Below are 17252 nucleotides of genomic sequence, written 5' to 3' on the forward strand. Positions count from 1 at the left end.
CCATCTGGCCGTAGTTTCCAGCCTTATCGGAGCATCCAATGACCGACACCACTTTCACCCCGCGTGTGTTTTCCGGCATCCAGCCGTCGGGCGATTTGCATCTTGGAAACTACCTGGGCGCACTAAAACGTTTCGCCGATGCGCAGGACAAGGGGGTGCAGTCGATCTACTGCATGGTCGATCTGCACGCGATCACTGTCTGGCAGGACCCTGCCGACCTCAAGAAAAGCACGCGCGAGCTTTGTGCCGGCTTCATCGCGTCGGGCATCGACCCCGATAAATCCATCCTGATCAACCAAAGCCAGGTGCCCGAACATGCGCAGCTCGCGTGGGTTTTCAACTGCGTGGCGCGTATGGGCTGGATGGGCCGCATGACCCAGTGGAAGGACAAGGCCGGCAAAAACGCCGAAGCTGCCTCGCTGGGGCTCTTTGCCTATCCCGCGCTGATGGCCGCCGACATCCTGATCTATCACGCGACCCATGTGCCCGTGGGCGAGGATCAGAAACAGCATCTTGAACTGACTCGCGATATTGCAGCCAAGTTTAACCATGACTACGGCGTCGATTTCTTCCCGCTGACCGAACCGGTGATCGAAGGGGCCGCAACCCGCGTCATGTCCCTGCGCGACGGGTCCAAGAAGATGTCGAAATCCGACCCTTCGGATGCCAGCCGCATCAACCTGACCGACGATGCAGACACTATCGCCAAGAAAATCCGCAAGGCCAAGACCGACGCCGATGCGCTCCCCTCCGAAGTGGACGGTCTCAAGGACCGGCCAGAGGCGCGCAATCTGGTGAATATCTTTGCCGCGCTGAACGACCAGACCGTTGAACAGGTTCTGGCCGATGTGGGCGGCCAGCAGTTCGGCACCTTCAAGCCCGCGCTGGCCGAACTGGCCGTATCCAAGATGGGCCCGATTACCCAGGAAATGTCGCGCCTGATGGCCGACACTGCCGAGATCGACCGCATCCTAGCACACGGCGCGACCCAAGCCCGCGAGATCACCGCACCGATCCTCAAGAAAACCTACGAGATCGTAGGCATGGTAGGCTGAAAACGCGGGGGCGGACCCAAACCCGATAGGCCAGACCCCCTCTGATTAGGGCAGCTGGCTTGCGCCCCTGCCCTTCACCCTTTTGTCAAATACTCATCCTAGCGCCCCGCACCGAACCACGGCTGCGGCCCCTGCCCCCATGGACAATCCTTTAACGTTGGGCCAGCTTTGACCCGAAACCTCGGGGGACACATCATGACGACCGGCTTTTTCATGGATGAACGTTGCTTCTGGCACGCGGGCGGCAACTATGCCTTTACCATGCCTGTGGGCGGCTTGGTGCAGCCGCTGGCCGCGGGCGGTCTGCCTGAAAACCCCGAAACCAAACGCCGCCTGCGCAATCTGATGGAGGTCACCGGCCTGATGGCTGAACTCGACGTGCGTAGCGCGCCGCTTGCCACCCGCGAAGAACTGCTGCGTGTTCATCCTCCCGCCTATCTCGACGACTTCAAACGCCTCTCCGACGCGGGCGGCGGAGAGCTGGGCCTGCGCACCCCTTTTGCCGCGGGCGGGTTCGAAATTGCGGCGCTGTCCGCGGGCCTCTCTATCGCCGCGGTAGAGGCCGTCGCCAAGGGCGATCTCGACAATGCCTATGCGCTCAGCCGTCCCCCCGGACACCATGCGCTGCCTGATTTCCCCAACGGGTTCTGCCTGCTCGCCAATATCGCCATCGCGATAGAGGCGGCAAAGGCCAAGGGGCTGGTGCGCCGTGTTGCCGTGCTGGATTGGGACGTGCACCATTTCTTCCCGGTCGGGCATTAGCTTTGTATGACTTATTAACAGCTTAGCGCACAATGACTACCAAATCCTATCATTGAGCAATAATTCTGCGCTTAGAACCCAGATAGAGAAACCTTATAGGTTGTATAAAGCCACATGGTCACTTCTGCTTCGCCGATGAACCGTAGTTAAGGCAGCCTCACAATCGGGCGACCCGAACCAAAACAAATCTCGAACGCACCTTCGGAAAAAACAAAAAGATACTTGGCCCGCGGCTCGGTTTGCAAACGCATAAGGCAGTTCCCGGCTGAGCTTTGAAGTAAAATGGCTTAGCCAATCGGGACCGAACACTACCTCAAGTCCCAGAATCAATCAATTCTCGGTTAGCGAAGCTTTCACGAAGCTTTACACCATGCCGTTTTCTTTGCTGTGAAACCAGTCGAGCCCCTCCTCCTTTCGTCCAAGGGGAGTCCCACCGTAAACGTACCAAGGGTCAGTAGTAACCTTGCCATACGCCTTTAAATAGGTTGCATAGCTATAGGCCATTTCACGATCGAACTTTTCGATCAACCACGCCCTCAGCCGACGCATTCCTCGCTTTGTTAAGTATGCTTGCACACCAATAGATTCAGCGTGATGGCTCTTCTTGATAACGATGAGCCCCCGCTTTTTCGCAATGTTGCCTTGCTCTTCAGAAAGCCAGCCGTACCACACAAGCAGAAACGGCAAGACGAGGTCAGTGTTTAGGCCTTGGGCAGTAAGTTCGCCGTTCAACGGGGACATGATTCACTCCTATTTTGGGAGCATCCAACTAATCAACGTAAAGCGTCTTGTCGAGAGCAATCGGAGCAGAACATTGGCAGGCGCCGCGCATACAGGAACATATCTACTGTTCCGCAAGAAGTTAGTCGAATCAAGGAAGGCTGCGAACCTATCACAAGCTCAGCTTGCGAAAAAACTAGGGAAGCCGCCTTCCTATGTAGCCAAGTACGAGCTAGGAGAACGCCGATTGGACGTGATTGAGATGTGCGTCATCCTGAAATGTATCAACATTGATCCATACCAGTTTTTAACCCCTATTTTCGAAGTCGCGCCAACAAACCTTTCCTAACCGGACTTTGTTGAATTTATCGCCTTCGTCGTCCTAGCTTGTAATAGCTAAGCGGCTGACAGAATTTACAGTAAACCTAGCGTTGTACGTGCTGGCGAACAATGCAATCAATATACAAAACACGATCAGTCTGAGATCACCAACCTCCGGGTCTTTGACCGCATTGCAAGCAAAAACCTATATTAGGGCGAAGTCTATGGCATTTCACCGAAACCCCAATCAACAAGACCTTTCATGGTTCGTGGATATGCAGACGCAAAAGCGGCTGGAACTTGATCCGCCCTATCAAAGAAAGAGCGTTTGGACTTACAAAGATAAGCAATTCTTTCTCGACACCATCTTCAATAATTATCCCTGTCCCGCCGTATACCTTCAAAAAGAAAACACTGCTAAAGGCCCGCTCTACAACGTTGTCGACGGCAAGCAGCGGCTTAGCACTGTTTTGGATTTTTATGCCGGTAAGTTACGCATTGGCAAAGATTTTAGCGTGCCACGTCTTCGCGGCAAAAAGTTTGCGGACATACATGATGACGATAAAAGCCATTTCTATAACTACATTTTCATGGTTGAACAGATACGCTCTGAGACCGAAGTTGACTGGGGAGAAGTTTTTCAGCGGGTTAACAAAAACCAAAAGAAGCTTGGTGATCAGGAACTGCGGCATGCCCGTTTTGATGGATGGCTCATAAATAGGGCGGAGAAAGAGGCTGACAGAGAAGCATTCTGGCGAAACGTTGGGGTTTCAAGCAGTGCAAAATCTGCCCGGATGAAGGATGTTGAGTTCATATCAATTCTGATGCTAGTTTTACTCGAAGAAGACTACGTCGGCTTTCCCCAGAGCCATATTGATGAGCTCTATGCTAAGTACGATTTTGAGGAGGACCAACTTCCTGAGAATGAGGTTGGCCTTGAGGACACTGACGCTTGCGAGTGGCTTGAGGTAGACTTCACCAAAGAAAAATTAGGACACTTTGAAGATAAATTCGCAAAAGCACGTGATCTTCTTAAGAGCATGGAGGACACGAACAACTGCATCTCCAAACACAAGCGTCGCATTACAAACGACCTATACTCACTTTGGGCTGCGATCGTGTTTGAAGAAACAATAATCAATTCTGACCCGGATCTTTTGGCCGTTAAGTACAACGAGTTTATATCAGGCGTCTACCTAGCGTATAAAAAGGTTAAGAACGACGAGACCATAAAGGATCTTGACCAAAACGTTCAGGTCTATTTCTACAATAGCACCGGCGCTGCGACCGAAGTCGAGCTTCGAAAGAAGCGAACCAAAGCCCTTATTGCATTTTTGACCAAATGAGCGTCAAGATCGAGGCAACCATACGGCGTGCTCATGAAGCACTTCATGAGGAATTTACCTTCGTCGAAGCAGACGTAAGGGGCCTCCTGAAAGAAGCGTGCGAAATTCAGGGATGGAGTTTTGAAGATCGCTTGAAGTCAGCGGACTCCTACGCCATGAAACTAATGACCGGTCGCTACGACGACTACCAAATCGATGATTTCTATGCCTGCACTATCGTAGTTCCCAACCTCAAGGCGGTTCTGGAGGCTATAGATTTTGTAAAAAAGAGTGTCGTTATTATAGAAGAGAAACCAGGTGCTGAAACTCATTCTTGGCCGACCAGTTTCGGGTTCGACTCTGTTAGAATTTATTGTAAGTTGCCGACAAGTGTAAACCCGAAGCCTTACCAACGCCATTCCTTTGAAATTCAGGTTAAGACCCTATTGGAGCACGCTTGGGCAAAGGCGACGCATGATTTCTCGTATAAAGGCGATGATGTAAGCTGGGCAAGAGAGAGACTTGCGGCTCAGATCAAGGCGGTTCTGGACAATGTCGACCTCTCTATAAATGAACTCGAACGTACGGCTAATTCGGAGTTCCTTGACAAGAAAAATCCAGCATATGAGAAACTTCGCAGAATAATTACTGTTCTGAAAAGTGAATTCGGCACAGAGGACAGCCCGCATACGATAACTGACTATAAGCGCCTGGCAGAGCAGGTCGCCCGGCTGCTGGATCGCCTTGAGCTGGAAGCAGACGACCTTATCACGATCTTGTCGGCAGAGGCCGAGCTTGACCGAGGAAAATTCACGATCAACCTTTCGCCCTATTCAATTATTCTAGTGAGTATTGCGATGCAGCTTCCGGATAAGTTGAGAGATAAACTCACTGCCAGGCCGCAAAACTCGCGTTTAGGAAAAATTGTTATCCCACACGAGGTAATTGAGCTTTGTGAATTTGACCCCACCCCATTCAAGCGAGTGAAGATCCTTAGGCGCAATTAGTGGACGTCTATTTACACGAGATATTTCTCAAGGATTTCACATGGCACTGATTCCTAATTTTGCCCAGACTCAAGCATCCCCAGGCGAGGTTCATTAAATCTTTCGAACTGTTTCTTAGCGAGCTGCTCCATCAATTATACGAAATTTGGCATCTATGAGATTTCTTCTACAAGCTGTAAATAATGAAGATCACCTTACCCCGGCACGCGAAGTGTTCGGCATGGCTGATCTGCTATCTGCCACGATCAGCACGGCCTTTATGACCGAGTCGGGTCTCTCTTTGTTGCAAAGCGTTCTGGAACCCATTGCAGACCGGACGCGCATTTTCGTTGGAATACGCAACGGGGTGACCACTGTGCAATCAATTCAGAAGGCACTCGAAATTGGTTGCGAAACATACATGGTGGACACTGGCACTCGCCAGCGCATCTTCCATCCGAAGCTCTACTACTCCCGCTCAGCTTTGCGGTCTAAGCTGCTGCTGGGGAGCGCCAACCTGACGATGGGCGGCCTCCGAACGAATATCGAGGCCAGCGTTCTACAAGAATTCGATGTAGCTGATGATGCGGCATTCGTTAACGACCTAGAAGGTAAACTTGATGCGCTAATATCAGACTACCCGGACCATGTTATTCGCGCGATAGATGCTACGCAGCTAGCCGACCTCCAACGTGCGGGCCGGTTGATAGACGAGCGCAAACGTCGCCCCCCCGAACCGGCTGGAAGCTCAACAGACCGCTCGCTTGATGCAGTGCCAAGGATGCTCTTGCACACAAATCCAGTGAACGTTACGCGCCCTGCCCCGCCGCCGGCTCCGCCTGTGGTCCCAGCCGCTCCGGTGGCGCGGGCGCGGTTGGAGCAAGTTTGGGAAAGCAAAGGATTAACCCGCCGCCACTTAAACATTCCGACAGGGGCCAACACCAATCCTACAGGCTCCATGTTACTTGGAGTGGGGGCATGGGAAGGTGTCGACCAACGGCACTACTTCCGGGACGAAGTATTCGCTGCACTAGAGTGGGAACCTGATCCTGCCCCCGCGCGAGCTCACATTGAGCGGGCGGAGACCGTAATGCGCCTAATTGTTAAAGATGTGGATTATGGAGAACGCAGAATACATTTGTCTCATAACACTCGAACGGACACGGCAGCCTATCAGCAGCGAAACAGCATGACCGGGCTTCATTGGGGAGAGGCGAAACCATTGGTGGCACATGAAGATCTTTTGGGCCGGGTCCTCAAGTTGTACCGTGAGACTGACGCCCCGACGCGGTTCACATTGGAAATCGATTAAGTAGGCAGGCGGTGCCGCCGGTCGCGCAAAGTAGCCCATGCCGCCAGAAGGTCCATCTGTTCGGACTTGGAAAGTGCCGCGAGCACTGTTTCGGACTGCACCTCTAGCGTTTCGGCCACGGTATTATCGCGGACCATACGGTCTAACCTCTCTACATCCGGCACGAGATCTTCTGACGTGGGAAGCAGCAGCTTCTCTATCTCGGACGGGACCAGTTCGAGCACGCCGCCGCCGTAATGTCGTCCTTCCAACTCCGCGCTCAGGGCGGTGAGGCTGTTAAAGAAGCCGTAAACCAGCCCTTGAGCCGTGCCGCGCAACGGTTGGATGCGATAGGCAGTATCCGTCGTGTAGGCTCCAACGGTATTGAGAATGAGGCGCGGCGTGTCATGGCTTCGCTTAAGCATTCCCACTTCTGTAGCGTACACAGACGGCACGGTATACCATGGCTTTCTAATGCGGCACTTGTATCGCGTATGTAGATTCTCGTCCTCCCCCGATGCGATGTATGCGCGACCATTGGCACAATCTTCCACCGAAGGGTCAAGCCACAGGAAGTTCGTCGGCTTGCCGGTAGCCGCGTTGCTACAATGCTGCGCCTCGTCGTAGATCACGCCGGGGCAGTGATCGCTGCGACCGAACATGGGGTGCGCCCACTCATGCAACCCGTGTCGCTCCACGACTTCGTCAGTGACAAGGAAAAACTTGTTGGCTCCCGTAACGATTCCCACGTCGACCTTAGCAATATCGTTGAAGCGACAGAAACGGTCGCTGGACTCTATCGCGTCAAGAATAGCCAGTGTGGCGGGCGGCACAAGTGCGCGGGTCCACTTGCCCTGCACAGTCTTGCCATTGATCGCGCGGGGTTTATTAAAGACCGCCTCGGGATCCTGGCGCAGGAAGTCACGGCCCGCGACGCGAAGAATACCCAATCCCTCGCCGTGATCATCTGGGGAGGCCTTTTTTTCAGCCATGAGCAGAACCGCCCCCTGCAAAGTACCCTCGAACCAAATCTCTTGAGGGTCCACAATGACCATCCGGCGGCATTGCTGACCCAGGTAGGTCCGTAGCGATTGGGCATGCATGACATGTACAATTTCGGAAGGTACAACCATTGCCAGCCGCCCGCCGGGACGCAGCAATTCCATAGACGCTAATATGAACGGCACCCACGCATTCGTGTGCTTAGTGAACTTGCACCCCAGTCGGGAAAAAACCTGTTCAGCCTTGGTTTGGAAGGTTGCGGGTAGGTACTGATAGCGAATGAAGGGGGGGTTGCCGATGACAGCGTCAAACTGGCCGCCTTTAGCGTCCAAGGCCCAGCCAAGAAAATCTTGGTTATGTACGGTGCAATTCTGCAAGCCACGGGCCATGGCTTTTGCCGCTTCCTCTGGTGCCAACTCAAACGCGGTGACTTCAGCGCCGGTGCCTCGCAAAGTGGGAAAAAAAGCGCCATCGCCGCAGCTTGGCTCCAGCACTCTTGTCTCAGCGGTCGGCGCTACCCAGCGCGTAAGAAATTCCGCAAGGTCCTCTGGAGTATAGTACCCGCCACGTAGCTTCTGCTTAGTTTCTGATGCGATGAAATTCACTGCTGCCCCTATGACACCCCTTACCTAACATAGCCGAGTTTCACTAGACCTGACTGAGGAGTGTTGCTGGCTTATTGCCCGATTCACCATGCAGGACAAGGATAGATGAAAAGTGGTTTGTATCGGCATCCTGTTCAGGCAATATTCTTCTCAAGTTGAGGCGACCCTAGCGCCAAGTTCAAGAGATATTTCCTGATCGGACCCATTAACTGAAATGCAATCGGGCAGCATTGGATGCCAGCCCTTTCCATTCAGTGGTACAGTGCAGCGTCTCAGAGCCACGAAGCGCAACGTCCGCCTTGAGCCCCAGCTACCGCAACTGTGTCTCAGCTTCGCTCCTGGCGCGTTCGTGTGCTCCGCTGAAATATCCATGCCTTCCTTGACATTTATTATGCAAGTATCTTCAAGCGTGGGCGATGAGGTGCAAAGAGTGAACCGAACACATGACATTAGTTGATTTTCTTTCAGACCCTAAGCATTTTGTAGCCCGTGAGCGCCTCTTGCATACGAAAGCAACGTTGGACATGAAGTTGGCCGCGGCGCACTGCGGGGTTCAGCTCCAGGTAACGGAACCGGAGATTGATAATCTCGGACATGACTTCATCGCCTCAGTCTCTTTTGATCAAGTTTACCTCCAGAACAAGGCGACGTTAAGCAAAGCAAATGTCGAGAGATGGGAAATCCACACAAGGTTTCTGGAGGCTTCGTTCAAGGATAGAGATTTGGCGCCTGTTGTTCACGGGTTACCGGTTGGCGGCATGGAGGGCGCTTTCGGTGGCTTCCTTTTGCACGAGGTATCGACAGAGGCTGCCGCCCTAGGTGAGCTAAAGGTATCATATTGGTATTTTGATATTATTTTCGCGAATGCTGTTCGCACCGGTCTATGGAAGAGCAATACTTTTTCCCCGCAACAGGCTGAAAGTTTGCTCGTCGATATCGCGAAAGCCGATCGCGGGGGACGGGTGAAGATCCGCAAAGCCTTCATGCTGCCGATAACTTCACCAAATGCTATCTTGAACTTACGACTTCACTTACCTCGACCGTCCAACTGGAATTCTCTAGGGAGCGTAAATGACACATGGGATCAAAGTTGTCTCGTCGACCTTTGGCGCCGTGAGATCAGTTGTTGGGTGCCAGACACCTCTGAGTAAACGAAGGTGCTCGCCAAGCACCCCGCACGGGCATCGCTTCGCTATGCGAAGGCTTCGCTCAGCCCGCGCTACCAACGGAAGTTGCACTAAAATGCTTTCGCTAACAAACTAGTTCTTTACAAAATTCGAACCTCCACTCAATTTAAAGCACACCGAGTGCTAGCTTCACTCGCGATTTGCGCACGTCGTTGCTCTCTGCATGCTAAATTCAACCATACCTCAAAGCCGCAATAGCGCATATCCGCCACTGCACGGTCCTCGACAGCACGTCGGATCGATGAATATGATCCGACGAAAACTACTTGCTCCTGCGCCCGCGTAAGTGCGGTGTAGATCAGTGAACGATCTACGATCTTGCTCTCAAAAATCGGGATGATCACGCGCTTCCACTGGCTGCCTTGCGCCTTGTGAACACTAATCGCCCAAGCGAGATCGATAAACTGCCGGTCGGCAGGCGAGAGGTAGTGAAGTTGTCCGTCGAGCTCCGCAAGGATCGTCTCTCCCTCAATTTTGACGATCCGCCCCAGCGACCCGTTCGTAAGTCTACGCTGGGGGTCATTTCGCGTCCATATCACTGGCTCCCCTTCAGCAATGTGTTCAATATGGGGCCAAAGGTTCGGCTTTCTTCGAACAAGTCGGCGGTGGAAGAAATCATTTATATGTCCGATCCCAGCATTGGTTGGGGCAATTATCTGCATCTCCTCGCGTGTGCCCCCCCCTCGGGAGATCTCAACGCCAATCCTCGTTATCTCGTTGCAAAGATCCCCTTTCGAACACGGGACGAACGTCACGCCAGGCTCTGCACCTGAAAAGCCCGTCATCTCGGGCGCTAAGCCAATTCGAATGCGTTCTGCAAATTTGGGAATACCCGTTCGCTCATCCTGACGATGAACTCTGTCAAGAACGACGCTTACAATGCTGCGACTAGCACAGAGTGCGTTAAATACAACGCCTGGCGAAACAGGAGGAAGCTGGGCGGGATCGCCGCACAACACCAGCGACGCGTCGCCAAGCCAACGCAGAATGCGCCAAAACTCAACTAATCCGATCATACTGGCTTCATCAGCGATTAGAACCTGGTCAGCTCCTAAAACACTATGTGATTTTTCCTGTAATAGAAGGAAACGAGCGACCGTGATCGCAGGCCGTCCAGTGGCCTCGGAGGCGCGCTGCGCGGCTCGTCCCGAAAGGGTCACGATCAGCGGAGTTCTTCTTATGGCTTCCTGCGTTTCACAGATGGCCTTGAGCACAGTAGTCTTTCCGGACCCAGCGTAGCCAGCAAGAATGAGCAGGCGATGATCGTGGGACTTTTTGATAGCCTCCCTCTGACGTTCAGTTAACGGAAATGGCTGCGCCCCTTCATATTTTGTGATGAGATCGGCCAGCCTCCCCTTGGGAGTGCGCCCGGAACAAGGGGGCTGGGGGGCAAGTTTGAGAAGATGAAGCGCGCATGCAGCTTCCATGTGCGCCGCACCAGGGGGCTGCAATCCGCCGACAAGCCGTATGGCCGCGCCGGAGCGCACGGCTTTATCGATTACTGAAGGACACGGCTTGCACCCAAGGAGGCGCTCAGCAAGCTGCAAAGCGCGCGCATCGGGCATCAACGTAGATCCTCCCTCCAAGCCTTCTTGCCCCATCAGCACTGCTTCTAAAGCGGCTATTTGGCGTCTCACGTCAGTTTTCGGTATCGCCAAGCCTTCCGCTATGGCCTCTACCGTCTTCCAGTCACTGACGGCCAGCAAGAGAAATGGATTCTTCTTCACCTGCGCGACGCCTTGTTTTCCCCACGCACGCGCGAGCCGGATTGCCTTCGATATCGGGATATCCGCGCGGATATCCGACAGCCAGTCCAAAAAATCGGCTTCCGGCAGACGCGTTTCGAGCACGGCGGCCGCATTTATTGCCGATGCTTCACCGAGTATTGTCACAACGCGATCATCCAACCCGAGGATGGCTTGGCGAAGTTCCGATCCAAATGTGTTGAGCAGTGCAGCTGCCCGTTTTCGGCCGATGAACTTGAACGCGCGCTCACGAGCAAGATACTCTGCAAGGTGGTGACCATGCTCCGGCAAGCCGCATGGCGGAGATTGCCCGAGAGCCCTCATAAATCGAGGTCTCCGGGCTTTATGCGTCCGCCGATCTCAATGAGTTTTGCGACCTCATCCCCTCTGGACAATTGACTACGCAGGCGGACATTTTCAGCCATCAATTCGGCACTCCTGCGCTGTGCCGCACCCAATCGCCGTTGGGCTTCACGTAACCGCTCTACCGGAACCATGCTTCCCGTATTTACAGTTTCCTTGAGGGTCTCCTCCTCAGGAGCCACTTGCCCTTTACTACTGTAGGCGAGGTTGCTCTTCTGTGCGTAATCTTCAAGCATCTGCCGCAAACCATGATTGGTACTAAGCTGGTTCCGATTTAGTCCAGTTTCTCGAAGTATCTCAGCCAGCCAAAGCGCTGCGCCTCTATTCGGAAGAAGCTTTCCGCGATCACGGTGTTGGTTAATGTAGGCTTTCATTGTCTGTCTCGCGACCTTCCCTGAACCGCGGCCCAAGATTTTTTCAGTCATCCCAATACCCTTTCGGCGACTCGGGGTGTAGTGCAAGGACATTCGGATCAACCCTGCCACGCAATCCTTCTATGAAAGCATCACGTTCCGACAAGAGCTTCTTTAGCCTGACTAACTCTTTCTTGTAGCGCTCAATTTCCGCTTGCGTAGCCAGTCGATCAGCATCTTGGAGGCGGAGTATACGAGAAGACTTATCGAGCGCTTGGAGATAGTCCGGCTTTGCCTTTTTGCCATTAGCCATTTCGTTCGCATGAATCGTACGGTACCACGCCAAGAGATCTTGAACCTCCGACATATCGTTGATGGTATTTCGACTTGCGCCTGCCCTTCGCGTGATTTCAGCGACGGTCAACCTCATCTTACCTGGATAAACTTTTTGTGACGAAGCTTCGATCTCAGAACGAATGACATTGAGAGTTTCCCGGACTCTTCCCCTAACTCTCTCAGAGCGAATTTGGGAGGGGGGCTTGACGGTGCTCATACTGCTTGACCTGTACGGATTTCGTGGATGACTCTCATTGCGCGTTGGGCAGCTGGTAAAAGCTCTTCGAACATCGTCCCATCGATCGCATCCAGAACTTCATGGACCCGCAGATCATGGGCCTTCTCTTCCACCTCTCCATGGATTTCGTCGAAGCAATCAAGAAGGGCTACGGCGATATGATAGAACCCAAAATCTTTTGGATCGTAGGGTTTTTTGTATGCCAACATACCGAGGTAACCTTCAATCCTTTCGGCTTGGTCAAGCACGTATGCACCACTTTCAAGTCGATACATGCAATCTTTGTTTTCATTGCATTGCCCCGGATTAACTGCCTGGACCGCGTTCCGACACGCACCAATTTGGTCATTCCGCCGATTGCAGAAGACACCTGGTGCAGTCATTTGAAGCCCCTCTCCGAGCATACTCTCAATGTCTTCGACTTCACTTGTACCTAATTGCCTTATGGCGGAAGGAATTAAGCCATCAGGAAGATTGAGCCCTTCACCAACATGACATTTTATAGATGCGAGGCGTGTGGAAACTTCTTTAAGGCTGCGTTTCGGCAGCCTGCCACTGCAATAGTCGTCAAGCAGATGTTTGCCAAAGACCTGCTGTACTCGCGTCCGGGTAGCAAGCAATTCCGAAGCTAATTTCCCGTTTGCATTGGCGTACCCCATTGTCGTTGCTAGATCTCGGTGCCCCATGATCTGCCGCGCAATATTGTCGCCACCGAGTTCTGCGAGAACAACCAACCTACAGGCGGATGCCCGATACCGAGTGGGTACAATTCTTTGTTCATTAATCAAACGTCTTCCCTGGAAGTCCCGCATTCGGTCCCAGAATCGCGAATATCTAATATCGCTGACTAAGTCGTCACCGGAAAAAAGATACTTCGGTCGGGCACCTGCCTTTGCCATCGCTAAGGTCAAAGCTTGTTGGCGCTCAATAGTTTTCACCGCGAGTGGCGAGAGCGGCCAATCCCGGTGGTCGCCCGACGTGCTGAATGCCATTTTAGCGAAGTTTGAGGTCATGAGATGCAGGTCTGTTCCCAAATGCTTGCGAACCGCATCGAAAGGAAGATGCTCGGTTTCCCAAGCTCGCATCATCAGGAGAAAATTTAGAAGTTGCATGTGAGCAATCTGAACCTGACGCATCAATCCCCGCACAAAACTCCAAGGAAAGCTGTGTTCATCAATCCGGGAAACCAATCTCCCCGTAGTTCCCATCCAAAGAAACGGGAGGGCCCCATATTTAAGGTGCCTTCCCTCGTAGCCAAGCACGAACTGCCGTAGTTCCTTCGTCCTATATTTTTTCTCGATCAACAGGAGCTTTTGAGCATGGCTTTCAATCACTATCAGATCGTCTGTTAGATCAGACAGCAAAACACAGTTCTCTAAAATAGTGGCAAGATCTTCGTCTTCGAATGGCTCAATCTGGTTTTGGCCATCCGGTTTTTCGTTGCGGCCAGTTTCGCTACTCTTCTGTTTCCTCAGTTCAGCGTCACTCCACTCATTGAGATCGAATTCGAACCAATCATCAAAAAGAGATTTCTCCCGGGCGGATACTAAGATGGCATTCAGTCGATATAACTCTTTCTTGTATTTCGCATGCAGGAGGAGGTCCTGTTTTGTCAGATGGATGAAGATTGACAGTCCATCTGGGCAACTGTCGTCATCTCCAACCTTTCCTTCGATAAGCGCCACACGCGCCACTTCGACGAGACCCCGCGCTTCACTCGCAGCGGTTCCCCAGCTGTAGCTAGATTTGCTTTTCTTTCTCGGCCTAAGTGATGATTTCTTGTTTAAGATAAGCATAGCCCAAATGCGCAAAATTCGGCGTTTGAGGGCCACCAACCGCCTATCGTTTGGCGCAATCTCCTCTGGCCGATTTACCCGATGCAAGGGGATAGTCCGTTGTGATAGAGCAGTACCACTCTTGAAGTAGTGCTCAGGAATTTCGATTCTGTGATCTGCGGGCTCGCCACTCAATAGTCCGAGAACGTCAATGCCGAGGCTGCGATAGAAGTTTGTGACGCTGACCCAAGGCGCGCGCCAAGGATCGAATGTATCCAAGTTGGAATTCGAGCTTCTCAGTGTCTCGCTTATAGAATTACTACTGACCTTCATTTGTGGCCCCCTCGCGTTCGAAGCTTGTGGCTAATGCTTCGAATTCTTGCTTTCTTTCGGGGTAGTAGGCATAGACAATCTCTTGAATGCGGACGCTCTCATAGTCTTCCAGGCTTCCGCTGACATCATTGATAGGCATACGGGTCAGGCGTTTCTTAAGAATAGCATGCCGCCGAGCCAATGCTTCAAATACCCCAGGAGCGTCATCGACGATGATTCCGTGTTTGCAAATGACACACAATTCCAGCGTGCATCGAGACCTCTGATTTGTCGTTTCCCCTAGATTGGGAGGATCGTATGGGTCGGCACAGGGAACGCCAACGCGACCGCGAGGTAAGGTGTCTTTTTTCAGTTCAGCTCTAACCGCAGGAGGAATCCTCGCCTCTTGACCAAGCAATATACGTGCGTGGAGAATCCTTGGATCTACGCCTTCCCCGGCTTCGACTTCATCACCCAGAACCCCCATTACATTTGCGAAGCTTGCGAATGCTTCAAGGCGCTTTTGCCTTCGGTTCTGATAGGCCGCAGTCACACTAATATGACTATGTCCGAGTTGGGCCTGTACAGCGTAGAGACTACGGGTTTTATCCCAGACACGATCTGCTGCAGCATCTCGGAGATCGCTAAGTTTGGTGCTTTTTATGCGTTGAATGAGCTCTTCACGTCTTTCGTCGTCAAGGTGTCTGAGCATATGCCGCCCGGCGCGGCCAATGAGCGTGCCAATTTCATTTCTATAATTGTCCAAAACGTCGTCAAATAGAGAAACGACTTTTGAAGTATTTGTCGTGGGTCCGCCTCGAGGAAGGTAGGCAAATGGACTTCCTACGAGCTCCTTCAAGCGTACAATTTCGCGAATGCGCTCATCGTCATGAGGAAGATTTTCTTCTTCGAGACAGGCCAACCTCTCCCGCGTCAGTTCTCGAACAAGACTGGTCCGATTTTCCATACGTTTGATGATCCGGTAGGGGCTATATCGACCGCACGTGCTGGTATGGACCTGGAATCCTCCAGTTTTGGAGCGCCGAGCGGAGAGTAGATATCGAGGTTTCGGTCGACCTCCTGCTGATGTTGGATTCGCTTCATCCACCCAGTGCCTTGCTAAATTGAGGTGTGAAAGAGCATCAAGCCAACCAGTTCGGCCTGCCACCAAAATCCAAGCCGCGAGCACCTCCGACTTGTCTGGGATTAGCGCATTGACGTAGTCACCGAAGCTCTGGGTTGCGATACCGTTGTTTTCTGCGCGATTTAGTCCGACCTTCTTGGTAAACCCATAAGCGCCAACCGGGAGAAGCCTATCTCTACCAAGAATCCTTAGACGGAGGTCTTGATAAACTTTTTGACGACACCCAACTTCCGTTTTGGCCCAGTCATCCGGCGGGCTAGCATCGCGATCAATAGTGACGCCATCGAAAAACTTGCGTAGCGGCAGATTATCGGCTCTCCGAATTTCGCTGATGCAAATCTTATGAAGCCAACGTAGCGCCTCGTGATCGAGATCAGGGTGAACCCTCGAGCCCGCAGAACTCTCTGGAAGGTAATGAACACAAAGGGGTTCAAATTTCTCTATTCTCAATGCATCGTCGACTACATCTCTTACGAAAGAAAACCTTGTGCGCGCTGAGGCTCGCGAACTTACTGCGCTTCTAAGATAGTAATCAAAAAGATGCCAAGTATGGTGCGGTAGATCGCATAAATCGTCGATATAGGTGACAGGTGCGTCAAGTCCGTTGACTTCTATGGCACCTCTACTGCCCAACCTTTGGAGTAGTTCTCCCTCTCCCCTCGCCATTTCGATCTCGTATTCGTCCAACATGCACCAAAATAGAGCTAACGCCGATACATTTCGGGCTGCCGTCCTTCGGCTTGTGTCATTCAAGCGCTGTTCTATGGATATCAAAAGCTGTCTGACGAGGCGCGGTCGACCACGATACTCCAGCCGTCCGGTCGATCCCTTCGCGAGCCGGCCAATTGAGACTTCTTGCGGTATTCCGTTAGGATCAATGAAGCGAATCTCATCGACATAGGCCGTTTTAGTGATCTCGCTCATTTAGTACCTTGAGCATAGTTTAGAAGGTAATACTGCTCCTTCGCCCAATCCCGATAAATCTTCGTGGTAGAGCCATGACTATGCCCCATCTGCATTTGAAGTTGGAGCTCGGCTTCGTTAAGCGCGTGATCAAGCAAAGGGCCTGCATCTTTCCCAGAAACGGCTCCCGCAATGAGCATGGCGCGGACTGTGTGTCGCAACATGAACCTGGATGCAAAGTAGTGACGAAGCTTATGGGTCGTGTCTAAGCCACCGATGACCGCAGTTTCTTTAATAATATCGTCGTTAATATGGTTCTTCCCCCAAGGCCGACCGGTTTTAGGGTTAAAGAAGAGATAGGAAGGCTTGGCAGAATTAGGGTTCTTCGGAGTAAACTGCTTTACCGCATACGGGCGGTGTCTTTCTATTCGGACCCAAGCTTGCAGTGAAATCATCAGGTCCCTTGGAACCCAGATTATGCGTTGCTTTCCATATTTCGTGCCGTCTTCCGCCTCAATGCTGAGCTCGAAAATTTCCATTGAGGGGTCGCCGAGAATCCCCAACCTAGTCGAGTGCCCACCCCCTTGAAGCACAGACTTCTGAGGAATCCTCGATGCCCGGATATACCGTATCTCCCTAGACCTAAGACCAACTTCGAGCCCCAGTCGGATCATCAAGTAAGCTTGCCAATCAAACTGTTTCTTAACTCTTTCAAGCCAACGGCGGACCTCGTCTTCGTCCGGAATTCCGACCATTTCTTCTACGCGCATCTTCGGACGTACACCGCGGACGAATGTATAAGTGGTCGGCTCATAGAGGGATCGATGTT

Annotated in this window: 14 protein-coding genes and 1 pseudogene; 7 read left to right on the forward strand and 8 right to left on the reverse strand. The window is 52.3% G+C overall.

Annotation, left to right across the window (positions count from 1 at the left end; all coding sequences use genetic code 11):
* Positions 1 to 38 precede the first annotated feature (38 nt).
* Together trpS and GLP52_RS10590 are read left to right on the forward strand one after the other, a co-directional pair.
* On the forward strand, positions 39 to 1055 hold the full coding sequence (trpS, locus tag GLP52_RS10585) for a tryptophan--tRNA ligase (RefSeq protein WP_237272364.1): 1017 nt from the start codon (positions 39 to 41) through the stop codon (positions 1053 to 1055).
* 195 nt (positions 1056 to 1250) lie between these two features.
* Positions 1251 to 1796: pseudogene (locus GLP52_RS10590) on the forward strand (class II histone deacetylase); the annotation flags it as partial.
* Positions 1797 to 2180: 384 nt separating this feature from the next.
* Here GLP52_RS10590 and GLP52_RS10595 read toward each other — a convergent pair.
* Positions 2181 to 2558, reverse strand: coding sequence for a hypothetical protein (locus GLP52_RS10595; RefSeq protein WP_237273527.1), 378 nt, complete (start codon positions 2556 to 2558; stop codon positions 2181 to 2183).
* On the opposite strand from GLP52_RS10595, the gene GLP52_RS10600 reads away from it, so the two are divergent.
* The 4 genes from GLP52_RS10600 to GLP52_RS10615 all read left to right on the forward strand — a co-directional run bounded on the left by GLP52_RS10600 (position 2557) and on the right by GLP52_RS10615 (position 6481).
* A complete protein-coding gene (locus tag GLP52_RS10600) occupies positions 2557 to 2886 on the forward strand; it encodes a helix-turn-helix domain-containing protein (RefSeq protein ID WP_237273528.1) in 330 nt (109 codons plus the stop codon). The genes GLP52_RS10595 and GLP52_RS10600 overlap by 2 nt on opposite strands.
* Before the next feature lie 196 nt (positions 2887 to 3082).
* Positions 3083 to 4204 carry a DUF262 domain-containing protein gene (locus tag GLP52_RS10605; RefSeq protein ID WP_237273529.1) on the forward strand — a complete coding sequence of 374 codons (1122 nt, stop codon included), beginning with the start codon at positions 3083 to 3085 and terminating at the stop codon, positions 4202 to 4204.
* Positions 4201 to 5190 carry a hypothetical protein gene (locus tag GLP52_RS10610; RefSeq protein WP_237273530.1) on the forward strand — a complete coding sequence of 330 codons (990 nt, stop codon included), beginning with the start codon at positions 4201 to 4203 and terminating at the stop codon, positions 5188 to 5190. The genes GLP52_RS10605 and GLP52_RS10610 overlap by 4 nt, the downstream gene beginning before the upstream one ends.
* A gap of 154 nt (positions 5191 to 5344) precedes the next feature.
* Positions 5345 to 6481 carry a phospholipase D family protein gene (locus tag GLP52_RS10615; RefSeq protein ID WP_237273531.1) on the forward strand — a complete coding sequence of 379 codons (1137 nt, stop codon included), beginning with the start codon at positions 5345 to 5347 and terminating at the stop codon, positions 6479 to 6481.
* On the opposite strand, the gene GLP52_RS10620 is transcribed toward GLP52_RS10615, so the two are convergent.
* The gene (locus GLP52_RS10620; RefSeq protein ID WP_237273532.1) at positions 6478 to 8067 is read right to left on the reverse strand and encodes an Eco57I restriction-modification methylase domain-containing protein; all 1590 of its coding nucleotides are present in this window, start codon (positions 8065 to 8067) and stop codon (positions 6478 to 6480) included. The two genes, GLP52_RS10615 and GLP52_RS10620, sit on opposite strands and share 4 nt — an antisense overlap.
* 443 nt (positions 8068 to 8510) lie before the next feature.
* Here GLP52_RS10620 and GLP52_RS10625 point away from each other — a divergent pair, with 443 nt between their 5' ends.
* Positions 8511 to 9218 (forward strand): hypothetical protein, encoded by a 708-nt coding sequence (locus GLP52_RS10625; RefSeq protein WP_237273533.1) that lies wholly within the window; start codon positions 8511 to 8513, stop codon positions 9216 to 9218.
* 137 nt (positions 9219 to 9355) lie between these two features.
* On the opposite strand, the gene GLP52_RS10630 is transcribed toward GLP52_RS10625, so the two are convergent.
* The 6 genes from GLP52_RS10630 to GLP52_RS10655 all read right to left on the reverse strand — a co-directional run bounded on the left by GLP52_RS10630 (position 9356) and on the right by GLP52_RS10655 (position 16962).
* Positions 9356 to 11161, reverse strand: coding sequence for an AAA family ATPase (locus tag GLP52_RS10630; RefSeq protein WP_237273534.1), 1806 nt, complete (start codon positions 11159 to 11161; stop codon positions 9356 to 9358).
* 158 nt (positions 11162 to 11319) lie between these two features.
* On the reverse strand, positions 11320 to 11787 hold the full coding sequence (locus GLP52_RS10635) for a hypothetical protein (RefSeq protein WP_237273535.1): 468 nt from the start codon (positions 11785 to 11787) through the stop codon (positions 11320 to 11322).
* Positions 11780 to 12268: a hypothetical protein gene (locus tag GLP52_RS10640; protein ID WP_237273536.1), complete on the reverse strand. Its 489-nt coding sequence runs from the start codon at positions 12266 to 12268 to the stop codon at positions 11780 to 11782. The genes GLP52_RS10635 and GLP52_RS10640 overlap by 8 nt, the downstream gene beginning before the upstream one ends.
* Positions 12265 to 14343 carry a hypothetical protein gene (locus GLP52_RS10645; protein ID WP_237273537.1) on the reverse strand — a complete coding sequence of 693 codons (2079 nt, stop codon included), beginning with the start codon at positions 14341 to 14343 and terminating at the stop codon, positions 12265 to 12267. The genes GLP52_RS10640 and GLP52_RS10645 overlap by 4 nt, the downstream gene beginning before the upstream one ends.
* A gap of 40 nt (positions 14344 to 14383) precedes the next feature.
* A complete protein-coding gene (locus GLP52_RS10650) occupies positions 14384 to 16444 on the reverse strand; it encodes a hypothetical protein (protein ID WP_237273538.1) in 2061 nt (686 codons plus the stop codon).
* Complete coding sequence (locus GLP52_RS10655; RefSeq protein WP_237273539.1) at positions 16441 to 16962, reverse strand: site-specific integrase; 522 nt, start codon at positions 16960 to 16962, stop codon at positions 16441 to 16443. The genes GLP52_RS10650 and GLP52_RS10655 overlap by 4 nt, the downstream gene beginning before the upstream one ends.
* Positions 16963 to 17252: the final 290 nt, after the last annotated feature.

The organism is Sulfitobacter sp. M22, from assembly GCF_021736025.1.
GTDB classification, from domain to species: domain Bacteria; phylum Pseudomonadota; class Alphaproteobacteria; order Rhodobacterales; family Rhodobacteraceae; genus Sulfitobacter; species Sulfitobacter litoralis.

Excerpts from the sequence above, each read along its gene's own strand:
- GLP52_RS10655 (WP_237273539.1), bottom strand. The coding sequence starts at position 16,962 with ATGGAAATTTTCGAGCTCAGCATTGAGGCGGAAGACGGCACGAAATAT.
- GLP52_RS10610 (WP_237273530.1), top strand. The coding sequence starts at position 4,201 with ATGAGCGTCAAGATCGAGGCAACCATACGGCGTGCTCATGAAGCACTT.
- GLP52_RS10650 (WP_237273538.1), bottom strand. The coding sequence starts at position 16,444 with ATGAGCGAGATCACTAAAACGGCCTATGTCGATGAGATTCGCTTCATT.
- GLP52_RS10615 (WP_237273531.1), top strand. The coding sequence starts at position 5,345 with ATGAGATTTCTTCTACAAGCTGTAAATAATGAAGATCACCTTACCCCG.
- GLP52_RS10600 (WP_237273528.1), top strand. The coding sequence starts at position 2,557 with ATGATTCACTCCTATTTTGGGAGCATCCAACTAATCAACGTAAAGCGT.
- GLP52_RS10595 (WP_237273527.1), bottom strand. The coding sequence starts at position 2,558 with ATGTCCCCGTTGAACGGCGAACTTACTGCCCAAGGCCTAAACACTGAC.
- GLP52_RS10605 (WP_237273529.1), top strand. The coding sequence starts at position 3,083 with ATGGCATTTCACCGAAACCCCAATCAACAAGACCTTTCATGGTTCGTG.
- trpS (WP_237272364.1), top strand. The coding sequence starts at position 39 with ATGACCGACACCACTTTCACCCCGCGTGTGTTTTCCGGCATCCAGCCG.
- GLP52_RS10640 (WP_237273536.1), bottom strand. The coding sequence starts at position 12,268 with ATGAGCACCGTCAAGCCCCCCTCCCAAATTCGCTCTGAGAGAGTTAGG.
- GLP52_RS10635 (WP_237273535.1), bottom strand. The coding sequence starts at position 11,787 with ATGACTGAAAAAATCTTGGGCCGCGGTTCAGGGAAGGTCGCGAGACAG.
- GLP52_RS10625 (WP_237273533.1), top strand. The coding sequence starts at position 8,511 with ATGACATTAGTTGATTTTCTTTCAGACCCTAAGCATTTTGTAGCCCGT.